Source organism: Enterobacter sp. FW301-JW81, assembly GCF_058788735.1.
Window position 1 is genome coordinate 792163 of sequence record NZ_JBYTBA010000001.1, and the last position, 12485, is coordinate 804647.

The following is a 12485-nucleotide window of genomic DNA, read 5'->3' on the forward strand; positions in this document are numbered from 1 at the left end:
ATCCCCGTGATTTCTGGTGACGGGTATGACCACCTCTTCAGGGTAGGAAAATGTAAATATTCTGTCTAATATATTAATAATCTCAAATGATACTTTAAAAATATGAATATCGAGCTGCGTCATCTCCGCTACTTTGTCGCCGTCGCCGAAGAGCTGCATTTTGGCCGCGCGGCGGCACGGCTGAACATCTCTCAGCCACCGTTAAGCCAGCAGATTCAGATCCTGGAACAGCAGGTCGGGGCGCGTCTTCTGGCCCGCACCAACCGCAGCGTGAGCCTGACGGCGGCGGGAAAGCAGTTTCTCGTCGACAGCCGACAAATCCTGAGCATGGTCGAGGATGCCGCCGCCCGGGCAGAACGGCTGTATCTCGGGGAAGCGGGAGAACTGCGAATCGGGTTTACCTCGTCCGCGCCGTTTATCAGCGCCGTCTCGGAGACCCTTTCGTCATTTCGTCGCCATTTCCCGGATGTTCACATTCAGACGCGCGAAATCAATACCCGCGAGCAGATCGCGCCTCTGAACGAAGGTTCGCTGGATCTGGGGCTGATGCGTAATACCCAACTGCCGGATACGCTGGCGTGGCAGGTCATTCTGCGCGAGCCGCTGATGGCCATGATCCCGCGCGATCATCCGCTGGCGTCGCGTCCGTCGGTGTCGCTGGCAGAGCTGGCAAAAGAGCCGTTCGTCTTTTTTGACCCGCAGGTCGGGACGGGGCTGTACGACGATATTCTGGGGCTGATGCGCCGCTACGACCTTGCGCCGGTCATTACCCAGGAAGTCGGGGAAGCGATGACCATTATTGGCCTGGTCGCCGCCGGGCTGGGGGTGTCTATTCTCCCGGCCTCCTTTAAAAGGGTACAATTGCGCGAAATGCGCTGGGTGACCATCGCCGAAGAGGACGCCGTTTCAGAGATGTGGCTGGTCTGGTCAAAACATCGTGAACAGAGCCATGCCGCGCAGCGCTTCAAACAGCAGCTCATCACCGCCTCTTTAGGGTGATATTTCCAGGGAAAAGTGAGCGAAAATGTGCGGTAAATCACATGGCTAAGTAAATATTTGACGACAGCCATGCAAGTGCTTCACCATAGCCCACAGTTTATTTCGAAGCTCGAAAATAAGGGAGTACGAGGTGGTTGCTGATAGTCAGCCAGGGCATATCGATCAGATTAAGCAGACCAACGCTGGCGCGGTGTATCGCCTGATTGATCAGCTTGGTCCGGTTTCGCGTATCGATCTTTCGCGCCTGGCACAGCTGGCACCCGCCAGTATCACCAAGATTGTCCGCGAAATGCTGGAAGCGCACCTGGTTCAGGAAACGGAAATTCAGGAGCCGGGCAGCCGCGGCCGTCCGGCCGTCGGGCTGGTGGTCGAGACGGAAGCGTGGCACTACCTGTCGCTGCGCATCAGCCGGGGGGAGATCTTCCTCGCGCTGCGCGATCTCAGCAGCAAGCTGGTGGTGGAAGACCGGCTTGAACTGCCCCTCAACGCGGAAGAACCGCTTCTCGATGCGATTGTCACGCACATCGATCACTTCTTTATTCGTCACCAGCAGCGGCTTGAGCGCTTAACCGCGATTGCCATCACCATGCCGGGCATTATTGATACCGAAAATGGCATTGTTCACCGCATGCCGTTTTATGAAGACGTCAAAGAGATGCCGCTGGGCGAAGTACTGAAAAACCACACCGGCGTGCCGGTCTATATTCAGCACGACATTAGCGCCTGGACCATGGCGGAGGCGCTGTTCGGCGCCTCCCGCGGCGCGCGGGATGTGATTCAGGTGGTCATCGACCATAACGTCGGGGCGGGCGTGATCACCGACGGACGTCTTCTTCACGCCGGAAGCAGCAGCCTGGTGGAAATTGGACACACCCAGGTCGACCCGTACGGCAAGCGCTGCTACTGCGGGAACCACGGCTGTCTGGAGACCATTGCCAGCGTGGAAAGCGTGCTGGAACTGGCGCAGGTGCGGCTCGGCCAGTCCATGAGTTCGTCGCTGCACGGCCAACCCCTAACGGTAGATTCACTCTGCGCCGCCGCGCGCCAGGGCGATCTGCTGGCGAAGGACATTATTACCGGCGTGGGGAATAACGTTGGCCGCATTCTGGCGATTATGGTGAACCTCTTTAACCCGCAAAAAATCCTCATTGGCTCGCCGCTCAGCCAGGCGGCGGAGATCCTGTTCCCGGCGATCTCGGCCTGCATTCACCAGCAGTCGCTGCCCGCCTACAGCAAAAATATTGCGGTAGAAAGCACCCAGTTTTCCAACCAGGGCACGATGGCCGGCGCGGCGCTGGTCAAAGACGCCATGTATAACGGCTCGCTGCTGATCCGCCTGTTACAGGGTTAACTCTTTTCCGCAGATGTAAGAAAAATTGCGCTATCTCAAGCCGGGTAGCGCACGCATCCCGTAGACTTCCACCACTGAATTATTTACCTGGTTTATATTTTCGAAGCATACCCAAGAGGTGGAGTGAGTCATGCTTAAGCGTTTCTTTGTTACTGGTACAGATACCTCTGTCGGCAAGACCGTTGTATCCCGCGCATTGCTGCAGGCTCTTGCAGCAAGCGGTAAACGCGTGGCAGGGTACAAACCGGTCGCAAAAGGGAGTAAAGAGACGCCAGAGGGATTGCGTAATAAAGACGCCCTGGTGCTGCAAAGCGTCTCGTCGCTGGAATTGCCTTATCACGCGGTCAACCCCATTGCGTTAAGCGAAGACGAGAGCAGCGTGGCGCACAGCGGCCTGATTAATTACCCGCTGCTGTCCGACGGCCTGGCGAACCTGAGCGAGAAGGTCGATCACGTGGTGGTTGAAGGCACGGGCGGCTGGCGCAGCCTGATGAATGACCTGCGCCCGCTGTCTGAATGGGTGGTGCAGGAACAGCTTCCGGTGGTGATGGTCGTGGGTATCCAGGAAGGGTGCATCAACCACGCGCTGCTGACGGCGCAGGCGATTGCCAATGACGGCCTGCCGCTGATTGGCTGGGTGGCAAACCGCATCAACCCGGGCCTGGCGCACTACGCCGAGATCATCGACGTGCTGAGCACCAAGCTGCCGGGGCCGCTGGTGGGAGAACTGCCTTATCTGCCTCGCGCCGAGCAGCGCGAGCTAGCGCAGTACATCGATCTCTCTTCCCTCGGTGGCGTGTTGACCGTAGACCGAGTCGTGGCGTAACGTTCGCGACAGCACGGACGCCACCACGCAGGCGACCAGCAAGCCGGGCAGTAAAAAATACTGCCCGGTCATTTCACAGACCATCAGCGCCGACATAATAGGCGCATGCGTGGTCGCGGCGAGCAGCGTTGCCATCCCCGCCAGACCCAGCAAAATCGCCGTTTCAGACCCCGGTAACCACAGCGCGAAAAGTTGTGCAAACAGCATCCCCGTCGCCATGCCGACAAACAGCGTGGGCGTAAACACCCCGCCCGGCGCGCCCGAGCCGCTGCTTGCCAGCACCGCCAGCAGTTTACAGACAAATACCCCGGCAATCACCGTCAGCAGCGGCGGGGCGAGCAGAAAAGCCTGAACCACGCTGTAGCCATTCCCCCATACCTTTGGCGTGAGGAGGGACAGCAGTCCGACGATCAAACCGCCCAGCGCCAGCTGCCACGGCGGCGAAAGTTTAAGGCGCAAAAATAAAGAATGACTGAATGCCATCAGCCACATCAGCAGCGGCCCGCAGAGACCCGCCAGCAGGCCCATGGCAACCAGCAGGGCATAATCCGCCGCGCTGAGGGTGCCGCTCAGATGGACCTCATAGAGCGAGCCGGCACCGGGTGCCAGGAGCTGCGTGGTGAGAAGCGCCACGACTGCCGCAATAACCACAGGGCCGAGCGAGGCCAGCATCAGCGTGCCGAACAGAATCTCAGCAATAAACAGGCTTCCGGCTAAGGGCGCATGGTAGGCGCTGGCCATCCCGGCCGCGGCACCGCAGGCGATCCAGAGCTTCCATTCTGATTTCGGCGTAAAGCGCCGGGCGAAAAAGGAGGCGGCGAGGGCGGCGAGCAGGATCATAGCCCCTTCACGCCCGATGGCGCTTCCGCTGGCAACGACCAGCAGCGAGGCAAGGGATTTCACGAGGCTAGCACCGTAATCAAACTGGCCGTCCCCGGTCTCCAGCGCTTCCATATAATCGGTGGGGGCGTGAGGGCGCTGCGCGGTCAGCCGCTGCCATCCCCAGAGCAGCAGCCCGGCGGTCAGCCCGCCCAGGGCTGGCGTCAGCGCGCGCCGCCAGGGAGAGAGCGACGCGGCGGCATTCACCAGGCTGCCGCTGTCGTTGCTGAGAAGCAGCCACTCCAGCAGGTACATGCTGTGGCGGAAGGCCGCAACGGCCAGCGCGGCCAGCACGCCGGTGACGGTGGCAATCAGCAGGCGACGAAACATCGCGCGGATGTCGGGGTAGGTATGAAGACGTTGCATGGGTCGCGTTTTAACGAGGACGATACGATATTGTGGCGGGAAATCGCGGGGTTAGCAAAAGGTCTGCGTGCGAAAAGGCCGGGTGATGCCCGGCCGGAAAGGTTAGCCGTCGCTGTGAATATTGAGCGCCCGGCGCGTACGGCCGGAACTCAGGTACTCGGCAATATAGTCCTGCGAAATCTCGCCGTTGTAGCGCCCGTCCTCATCCACAATCGGCATCCAGCTGGTATTGCTCTCATACAGGCGTGAAAGCACCACGCGCAGGTTGTCTTCCGCTTTGCCGGTCATGCGGAACGGATGCAGGATGTCGGCGCAGGTACCGCTGGCGTTGCGCGCTTCGCGACGCTTCACAAAGCCCAGCGGTTTGCCGTTCTCGTCGACCACCGTTACGGCACGAATGTCATTATCATCCATGATCGCAAAGGCGTCGGGAAGCGGCGTAGAGCCCCGCACCGTAATGGTTGGCTGCTGGTCGGTCACGTCGCCCGCGGAGACCAGCAGCAGGCGCTTCAGCGTGCGGTCCTGGCCGACAAACGAGCCGACAAACTCATTCGCCGGCTTCGCCAGCAGCTCATCGGGGCTGGCGCACTGGACAATTTTCCCCTGACGGAATACCGCGATACGGTCGCCGAGCTTCAGGGCTTCATCGATATCGTGGCTGACCAGCATGACGGTTTTTTTCAGTTTGCGCTGCATCTCCAGGAACTGGTTCTGGATCACCTCGCGGTTGATCGGGTCCACCGCGCCGAAGGGTTCATCCATCAGCAGTACCGGAGGATCCGCCGCCAGGGCGCGGATCACGCCGATACGCTGCTGCTGGCCGCCGGACATCTCGCGCGGATAGCGGTGGAGAAACTTGTGCGGATCCATCGCCACCATATCCATCAGCTCTTCGGCGCGGGTTTTACAGCGCGCTTTATCCCAGCCCAGCATGCGCGGTACGACGGTGATGTTCTCTTCAATGGTCATGTTCGGGAACAGGCCAATCTGCTGGATCACGTAGCCAATGTTGCGGCGCAGGGTCACGGTGTCCATGCCGCTGGTGTCTTCGCCGTTAATCAGGATCGTCCCGCTGCTCGGGGCGATCAGGCGGTTGATCATCTTGAGAGTAGTGGTTTTCCCGCAGCCGGAAGGGCCGAGCAGGACGCACATTTCCCCTTCGGGCACGTTCAGGTTGACGTTATCGACGGCCTTAAAGGTCTGGCCGTGCTTCTGTGAAAATTGTTTGGTGAGGTTTTCCAGTTTTATCATTATCGAATCCCCTTCGGAGTCAGTACCACCTGCAGACGGTGCAGCAGCCAGTCGAGCACAATCGCTAAAAGACAAATCATCAGCGCGCCCGCAATCAACATGCGAATATCGCTTCCGCCGATGCCGTTGAGCAGCAGCAGGCCCAGACCGCCCGCGCCGATCACCGCGGCAATCGCCATCACGCCGATGTTCATCACCACGGCGGTGCGGATGCCGCCGAAAATCACCGGCAGCGCCATCGGAATTTCAACCCAGCGCAGACGCTGCCAGAAGGTCATGCCGATGCCTCGTCCGGCTTCACGCAGGCCCGGCGGCAGGCTGTCGAGCGCGGTGTGGGTGTTGCGTACAATCGGCAGCAGCGAGTAGAGAAACACCGCCGTAATCGCGGGCAGGGCACCAATCCCCTGACCGATCAGCGAAAACAGCGGGATCATCAGGCCAAACAGAGCAATGGACGGAATGGTCAGCACGATGGTGGCTATTCCCAGCACCGGCGTCGCCAGCCACTTGTGGCGGACAATCAAAATGCCCAGCGGAACGCCGATGAGAATGGCTAAGCCCACGGCCAGCGCCACCAGCCACAGATGCTGCAGCGTCAGGGTCAGCAGGTAGTCCCAGTTATCGAGGATGTAGTGAATCGTCTCCATAGCGCCTCCTACAGCAGCTGTTTGCTACGCAGGAAATCTCGGGCGACCTGCTGCGGTGACTGATGGTCGATATCCACCTTCTTGTTCAGTTCGGTGATAACGTCGTTGTTGAGCTGGGCCGAGAGGGTGTTGAGCGCCTCTTCCAGGCCCGGGTTGGACTCCAGCGTGTCCTTACGCACCACCGGGGTGACGGCGTAGCTCGGGAAGAAGCCTTTGTCATCCTCCAGCACCTTCAGGTCGAAGCCCTTCACGCGACCGTCGGTGGTGTAAATCAGACCGGCGTCGACGAAGCCGTCGCGCACCGCGTTGTAGACCAGACCGGGGTCCATCTGACGGATCTGCGGGCGATCCAGCGTCAGGTTATAGGCCGCCTGCAGTGGCTTCATGCCGTCGCTGCGCCCGGCAAACTCGAGGTCTAAGCCCAGCAGCCAGTTTTTGTCCGGGTTGGTTTTACGAACCTGTTCAATCTTCGCCACCATCTCTGACATGGTGTTGATATGTTCCGCCTCGGCGCGCTTGCGCTGCATGGCGAAGGCATAGGTGTTGTTCATGTCGGCGGGCTTGAGCCACACCAGACCGTGCTTCGCGTCCAGGCGTTTCACCGTCTCGTAAGACTCCTGCGGCGACATGCGCTTGTTGATGTGGTTGAAGATGATTAATGACGTGCCGGTGTATTCCCACGTCATATCAATCTGTTTGTTGATCATCGCGTTACGGGAAATCACCGTGGCGATATTGGTTTGCGGCTGCACCTGAAAGCCTTTCTTTTGCAGGTACTGCACGGTCATCGCCGAGAGAATATGCTGCTCGGTAAAGCTCTTGGTTGCCAGAATCAGCGGGGCCGCCATCGCCTGGCTGGTGAACAGCGCCGCGGCACACAGCGCCGCGGCACACAGCGCCGTCAGGCCGGAAAACAGTCTCATAAAAGCTCCTTGTTATAGTTATCGAGCGAGATGGGGACTCATCACGCGACCCAGCGCCGCCAGCAGGGTATCGAGGATCAGGGCGAACAGGGCGGTAGCCGCCGCGCCGAGGATCAGGGTCGGGAAATCGTTCAGATAGATGCCGGGGAAAATCAGCTCGCCGTAGCTGCTGGCGCCAATCAGGAACGCCAGCGGCGCGGTACCAACGTTGATAGCGGTGGCGATGCGGATCCCCGAGAGCATGACCGGCCAGGCGTTCGGCAGCTCGACCTGGCGCAGACGCTGCCATTTGGTCATCCCAATCCCGTTTGCCGCTTCAAGCAGCGACGCCGGGACCGAGCACAGCCCGGCGTAGGTATTACGAACTATCGGCAGCAGCGAGGCGAGGAACAGGGCGATGATGGCGGGCGTATCGCCGATGCCAATCACCACCATCGCCAGCGCCAGTACGGCCAGCGGCGGCAGCGTGTTGCCGACGTTGAAGATTTGCATCACGTATTCGGCGATACCCCGCGCGGCCGGGCGGCTCAGCAGGATACCGGCAGGAATACCGACCAGCAGGGCAAAGAACATCGACGAGAAAACCAGAATCATGTGCTGTTGCCCGAGATAAACCAGGTCAACCTGGCGCGCCTTAATCGTCTCCAGCCCGATGCCCCAGACGAGGAGGGCGAGGACCGCGATAATGGCGCCGACGAACAGCAGCGAACGTTTGAGTAATGGGTGCATTGCGGTGTGTCTCCCTGTGCGCATGCGTTATAGCAACCGCCGGTTGCCTGTTGTTATGCCATGTTTCGGCAGGGGTAGATGACCTATAGCAAGCGTTTGGGAAGGGTTCCAGCGAAGGGGTGAAATCAGTAACCCTATGAAAATAGTGACAACATCAGGTCAGGCCTTATGGCGTAAGGCCTGATATGGGGCGGGCAGAATAGTCCTAAAGAGAAGATCAGAATGTGACACCGTCACGTTTAAAGCGTCACTCACGAGTTCTTGCGGCACGGAAATTATGCGGTTTTAGCGTCTCCTGCTCTCCATTCCTGCCAGATTACCTCCAGCCCTTGCCGGTAGGAGGTGACGGCAAAATCAGGGAAGCGGCGCTTAAATTTCGTTGAATCAAACAGGTTGTCAACGTCGTACCTGGGCAACAGCTCCCGCATTTCACGGGCCCCCTGTGAAAACAGCGCCGTCGCGGCGAAGGCCAGCTTGCCGAGCACGACGTAATCCGCCTTTTGGCCGAAGATGTCACAGGCGAGGGTCACAAATTGTTGATACGTTAGCCTTTCGTCCCAGCACGGCAAATGCCACGTCTGCCCGTAGACCTCAGGCGTATTGCCCAGCAGGGCGAGCGCGCGGCTGGCATCCGGCGTCCAGATGAGCGTACGAAGCGTATCGTCACGGACCGGAACGCGCGGGCGTTTGTGCTGCTTCAGCCTGTCGATAATGAGCGTATTCGTGAAGCTCTGCGTTCTCTCAGGCCCGTAAAACTCCGGTGCCCGACCGATGAGGACGGAAATGTCGCCCCGCTGCATTTCGGCAAGCACCCGGTTGGCCATCAGCGCACGCACGTTGCCTTTCCGCCCCCGGGGCGTAAAGCGCGTCTCTTCAGTTTGCGGCGCGTCGCTCTGGGGGTACATGTAGGTATTGTCAAAATAGACGAATCTTGCGCCCGCCTTTCGCGTGGCCTCCAGCGCATTGTCCAGCATGGTGGGGAACTGACGCTCCCACAGGGCGGAGTCAGGCGGCAGACCGGCGGTAAAGTAGACAGTGTCGCTGCCGCTAACCGCCTTCTGCGTCTGCTGCGCATCCAGGAGATCGGCCGCCACCGTGATATCGCTGGCGTTGACTTTCTGCGGATGGCGGCTGACCAGCCTGATATCGTCGGTGTATTGGCGTTTAAGCTCGCGGGTCAGTTCACGGGCAATTTGCCCGCTGGCGCCGAGAATAGTTTGCATGGTAGCTCCCTGATGAGATGACGATCCGGTTGACCGTATCAAAAGTTTAAGCTTAAAGTTAACTTTAAGGTCAATATGCCAGAGCTGACGAAATGAAAATTGGCGAGCTGTCGAAAATGACGGGAATTACCCCGTCGCGCATTCGGTTTTATGAGGCGGAAGGTTTACTGCCGCGACCGGTCAGGCAGGGGAACGGATACCGTTCGTATTCCACCGATGCGGCAGCGCTGCTGAACATCATCGACAATGCGCAGCGTGCCGGATTCACCCTCGAGCAAATACGCCGCTTCCTGCCGCAGCCGCAGCAGCGCTGGGATCATGAGGGACTGGTCAAGTCCCTTAAGACGCGCATTGCTGAAATAGAGGCGATGCAGAAGCAGCTTGAGGAAAACCGTAGAGAGCTGCTGACGCTGGTCGCAAGCATCACCAGCAGGCCGGATGGGATCTCCTGTGACGACAACATGCAGCGCCTGCTGGGGCAGTTGCAGCGCTCAGACGGCAGCACGGACTCGTCGCACCCGCGTAGAGACGGTGATAATTGAGACGGTGGCAACCACCGTGAGCATCAGCCCGAGCGCCAGCATGGCGTTAAACCCGACCCACCTGAACAGCAGCAGCCCTGCGATACCGCCGGTAATAAACGAGAACAGGGTGGTTAAGTGGGTTTTCAGCTGGCTTTTTTGCGCCGCCGTATCTTTGGAGTAATCCCTGCGCAGCATCGCCACCATAACGGAGGCCAGGGATATGCCCGCGTCCGTCAGCGTGCCGGTAATATGCGTCGATCTCACCCGTCCGCCGGAGAGCTGCGTGGAGGTGGAATTATGAATACCCATCAGACCGCAGAGAAAAAGAATAATCTCGCGGTTGCTGGTGAGGGCATGAAAATACATTTCGTAAAAAGAGACGCCGCTCAGTAATAACCCCTCAACAAAAAGGATCTGGCAAAAAACCAGCCTGACGTTATGGATAATGCCCCATATCACGATCGTGCGCGCAATGATTGCGCCTGCCACAAAAGAGAGAATAATCGAGCCGAAAAAAATAATATCGCTCAGATCGGTGGAAGAGACTTCGCTGGATAATTGAGAGGTGTTGCCGGTCATGTGTGAGGGGAAAAAGCCGAAAGCCCCGAGGGCGATAGCGTTCAGCAAACCTGCAGAGGTCGCCAGCCAGAGAGCAAGCCGGCGATCCTCCTGGTGCGTTCGTTCTTTCTTGAGTCTTATCAGCAAGAATACCTCCGGGTTGAACTTTGCCTGAATATTCAGGCTAGCAAAGCGGCGTAACGGGCTGTCCAGGATATGGCTTAATTATTATTCCCTCTGACGACTTCACGGGTTTAGTAATTAAATAAAATACCCTTTCTCAAGATGTTGGTAATGCGTTAAATCATGCCGTTATTTCCGTGACGCAAAAACGCCGGGCGCTGGTTAAGGCGTTCAAACCAGGCCTCAATCGCGGGCACGTCAGGCTTATCAAACGGCGTCATTTTCCAGCGATTCACCGACAGCCCAAGCACTACGTCCGCAAGGGTAAACGTCTCGCCCGCTGCAAAGGCTCCGGTGCGCTGCAGCTGGTTCTCCAGTATGTTGACGCAGTGGTTCCACTCTTTAATACCCGCCGCAATGCGCTCGGGATCGTTAAAGTCCGGGTTTTTACGTCCCAGCGCCGGGAAAACATAGCGCCAGGCGGTGTTAAATTCCGATACCTGCCAGTCCATCCAGCGCTCAACGTTGGCGCAGGCCTGCGGTTCTGCGGGCAGCAGATCGTGACGTTCGGACTTGCGCGCCAGATAGCGGCAGATGGAATTGGACTCCCACAGCACGAAATCGCCATCAATCAGTACCGGCACCATGGCGTTGGGGTTCAGGGCGCGGAAGGCCTCCGTTTCCGTCGAGGCAAAACCGCTGCCGTAATCTTCCTGCCGGTAAGCGATACCCGCTTCTTCGCAGGTCCAGAGCACTTTACGAACGTTGATGGAGGTGGTTTTACCGAGGATGCTGATCATTGCGCAGGTGTCCTTTACTGGATGTCATTGTTTAAAAACAATACACCAGCGAGGCAGACAAGGGGCAAAAAATCATCCGGCGCGTTGTTTGTGAAGACGCGAAAGCAGAAACGTCAGCGCTGCCGCACAGAGGAGCACGATGCCACTCAGGGCAAACGTGGTCTGCCAGCTGTAGCGATCGAACGCTATACCGCCCGCCGTTGAACCGAGCGCAATAGCGAGCTGGATCACCGCGACCATCAGTCCACCGCCGGCTTCGGCATCCTCCGGCAGCGTTCGCGCAATCCACGTCCACCATCCCGTTGGCGCCGCCGTTGCCAGCATCCCCCACAGGCCTGACAGCAGGGCGACGATCCACACGTTATGCCCGGTGAGAATTAACGCGACTGCGATGGCGGCCATCAGCAGAGGGATCGCGATCAGCGTCACGTAAAACGCGGCATTAAGCACCACGGCAACGAACAGGGTGCCCACAAAACCCGCGACGCCGATGGTGAGCAAAATCAGCGACAGACCGGTTCCACTGACCTGGGTGACGGTTTCAAGGAACGGGCGCAAATAGGTAAACAGCGCAAACTGACCCATAAAGAACAGGCCGCAGGCCATCAGACCGACGGAAACCGCAGGCTGGCGGAATAGCCGAAAAACGCTTCCCTGAGATGTACCACTTTTACGCCCCTGCATGTCCGGCAGGCTAAAACACTGCCAGATGAACGCCGCTATCGCCACCGGCACCAGGCAAAGAAATGCGCCGCGCCAGCCAATGGTGGCGCCAAGGTAGCTGCCAAGCGGGGCGGCCACCACCGTTGCCAGCGCGTTACCGCCGTTGAAAATGGCCAGCGCGCGCGCAACCTGGTGCGGGGGAACAAGGCGAATGGCCGTTGCGGCAGACATGGACCAGAACCCGCCGACGGCAATACCGATTAGGGCGCGGCCGAGCATATACGTCAGATAGTTCGAGGCGAAACCAATAACCATCCCCGAGAGTGCCATCAGCAGGGTCATGCCCAGCAGAAGGTATTTACGATTCATATTCCCGGCAAGCTGGGAAAGGAAAAGGCTGGTCAGAACCGCCAGCGCGCCGGAGATGGCAATGCCCTGACCGGCAAGCCCCTCTGTGACTTCCAGCGATCTGGCGAGAGGGGTAAGCAGGCTGACGGGCATAAACTCAGATGCAATCAGAACAAATACGCAGAGGGTCATGGCAAAAACGCCGCTCCAGTGCGCATATTCAGCGTGTTGTGGTGAGGTATGGCTCAGTGAGGACATAGTCTTTTTTCGCGAAG

General features: G+C 58.7%; 13 protein-coding genes. 4 read left to right on the plus strand and 9 right to left on the minus strand.

The features are described 5' to 3' along the window. Window positions 1-102 precede the first annotated feature (102 nt). The 3 genes from AC3WOK_RS03855 to bioD all read left to right on the plus strand — a co-directional run bounded on the left by AC3WOK_RS03855 (window position 103) and on the right by bioD (window position 3176). On the plus strand, window positions 103-999 hold the full coding sequence (locus AC3WOK_RS03855; protein WP_063431555.1) for a LysR family transcriptional regulator: 897 nt from the start codon (window positions 103-105) through the stop codon (window positions 997-999). A 130-nt stretch (window positions 1000-1129) separates the two neighbouring features. Further along, window positions 1130-2350, plus strand: a complete 1221-nt coding sequence (gene mlc / locus AC3WOK_RS03860; protein WP_047348716.1) for a sugar metabolism global transcriptional regulator Mlc — start codon at window positions 1130-1132, stop codon at window positions 2348-2350. A gap of 130 nt (window positions 2351-2480) precedes the next feature. Further along, window positions 2481-3176 (plus strand): dethiobiotin synthase, encoded by a 696-nt coding sequence (gene bioD / locus AC3WOK_RS03865; protein WP_047348715.1) that lies wholly within the window; start codon window positions 2481-2483, stop codon window positions 3174-3176. Here the strand turns inward: bioD and clcB are convergent. From clcB to AC3WOK_RS03895, 6 genes are all read right to left on the minus strand, one after another. Next, window positions 3111-4421 (minus strand): voltage-gated ClC-type chloride channel ClcB, encoded by a 1311-nt coding sequence (gene clcB, locus AC3WOK_RS03870; RefSeq protein ID WP_492353978.1) that lies wholly within the window; start codon window positions 4419-4421, stop codon window positions 3111-3113. The two genes, bioD and clcB, sit on opposite strands and share 66 nt — an antisense overlap. A 102-nt stretch (window positions 4422-4523) precedes the next feature. Further along, entirely contained in the window at window positions 4524-5672 is a 1149-nt protein-coding gene (gene osmV, locus AC3WOK_RS03875; protein WP_059311281.1) for an osmoprotectant ABC transporter ATP-binding protein OsmV, read from the minus strand. Continuing rightward, entirely contained in the window at window positions 5672-6319 is a 648-nt protein-coding gene (gene osmW / locus AC3WOK_RS03880; RefSeq protein WP_014169860.1) for an osmoprotectant ABC transporter permease OsmW, read from the minus strand. The genes osmV and osmW overlap by 1 nt, the downstream gene beginning before the upstream one ends. Window positions 6320-6327: 8 nt before the next feature. Then, the gene (gene osmX, locus AC3WOK_RS03885; RefSeq protein ID WP_492353979.1) at window positions 6328-7242 is read right to left on the minus strand and encodes an osmoprotectant ABC transporter substrate-binding protein OsmX; all 915 of its coding nucleotides are present in this window, start codon (window positions 7240-7242) and stop codon (window positions 6328-6330) included. A gap of 18 nt (window positions 7243-7260) precedes the next feature. Continuing rightward, window positions 7261-7971: an osmoprotectant ABC transporter permease OsmY gene (gene osmY / locus AC3WOK_RS03890; protein ID WP_047348711.1), complete on the minus strand. Its 711-nt coding sequence runs from the start codon at window positions 7969-7971 to the stop codon at window positions 7261-7263. 275 nt (window positions 7972-8246) lie between these two features. Then, window positions 8247-9194, minus strand: coding sequence for an NAD-dependent epimerase/dehydratase family protein (locus AC3WOK_RS03895; RefSeq protein ID WP_447855540.1), 948 nt, complete (start codon window positions 9192-9194; stop codon window positions 8247-8249). 92 nt (window positions 9195-9286) lie between these two features. Here AC3WOK_RS03895 and AC3WOK_RS03900 point away from each other — a divergent pair, with 92 nt between their 5' ends. Continuing rightward, entirely contained in the window at window positions 9287-9736 is a 450-nt protein-coding gene (locus AC3WOK_RS03900) for a MerR family transcriptional regulator (RefSeq protein WP_447855541.1), read from the plus strand. Here AC3WOK_RS03900 and AC3WOK_RS03905 read toward each other — a convergent pair. The 3 genes from AC3WOK_RS03905 to AC3WOK_RS03915 form a co-directional block, all read right to left on the minus strand. Continuing rightward, window positions 9686-10423, minus strand: coding sequence for a YoaK family protein (locus tag AC3WOK_RS03905; RefSeq protein ID WP_059311286.1), 738 nt, complete (start codon window positions 10421-10423; stop codon window positions 9686-9688). The genes AC3WOK_RS03900 and AC3WOK_RS03905 overlap by 51 nt on opposite strands. Window positions 10424-10575: 152 nt before the next feature. Beyond that, entirely contained in the window at window positions 10576-11199 is a 624-nt protein-coding gene (locus AC3WOK_RS03910; RefSeq protein WP_059311287.1) for a glutathione S-transferase family protein, read from the minus strand. Window positions 11200-11271: 72 nt separating this feature from the next. Continuing rightward, window positions 11272-12468 (minus strand): MFS transporter, encoded by a 1197-nt coding sequence (locus AC3WOK_RS03915; protein ID WP_059311288.1) that lies wholly within the window; start codon window positions 12466-12468, stop codon window positions 11272-11274. Window positions 12469-12485 lie beyond the last annotated feature (17 nt).

What these genes read in the sequence shown, in the direction of transcription:
- AC3WOK_RS03855 (WP_063431555.1), top strand. Translation starts at nt 103, where the DNA reads ATGAATATCGAGCTGCGTCATCTCCGCTACTTTGTCGCCGTCGCCGAA.
- bioD (WP_047348715.1), top strand. Translation starts at nt 2,481, where the DNA reads ATGCTTAAGCGTTTCTTTGTTACTGGTACAGATACCTCTGTCGGCAAG.
- clcB (WP_492353978.1), bottom strand. Translation starts at nt 4,421, where the DNA reads ATGCAACGTCTTCATACCTACCCCGACATCCGCGCGATGTTTCGTCGC.
- osmV (WP_059311281.1), bottom strand. Translation starts at nt 5,672, where the DNA reads ATGATAAAACTGGAAAACCTCACCAAACAATTTTCACAGAAGCACGGC.
- osmW (WP_014169860.1), bottom strand. Translation starts at nt 6,319, where the DNA reads ATGGAGACGATTCACTACATCCTCGATAACTGGGACTACCTGCTGACC.
- osmX (WP_492353979.1), bottom strand. Translation starts at nt 7,242, where the DNA reads ATGAGACTGTTTTCCGGCCTGACGGCGCTGTGTGCCGCGGCGCTGTGT.
- osmY (WP_047348711.1), bottom strand. Translation starts at nt 7,971, where the DNA reads ATGCACCCATTACTCAAACGTTCGCTGCTGTTCGTCGGCGCCATTATC.
- AC3WOK_RS03895 (WP_447855540.1), bottom strand. Translation starts at nt 9,194, where the DNA reads ATGCAAACTATTCTCGGCGCCAGCGGGCAAATTGCCCGTGAACTGACC.
- AC3WOK_RS03900 (WP_447855541.1), top strand. Translation starts at nt 9,287, where the DNA reads ATGAAAATTGGCGAGCTGTCGAAAATGACGGGAATTACCCCGTCGCGC.
- AC3WOK_RS03910 (WP_059311287.1), bottom strand. Translation starts at nt 11,199, where the DNA reads ATGATCAGCATCCTCGGTAAAACCACCTCCATCAACGTTCGTAAAGTG.
- AC3WOK_RS03915 (WP_059311288.1), bottom strand. Translation starts at nt 12,468, where the DNA reads ATGTCCTCACTGAGCCATACCTCACCACAACACGCTGAATATGCGCAC.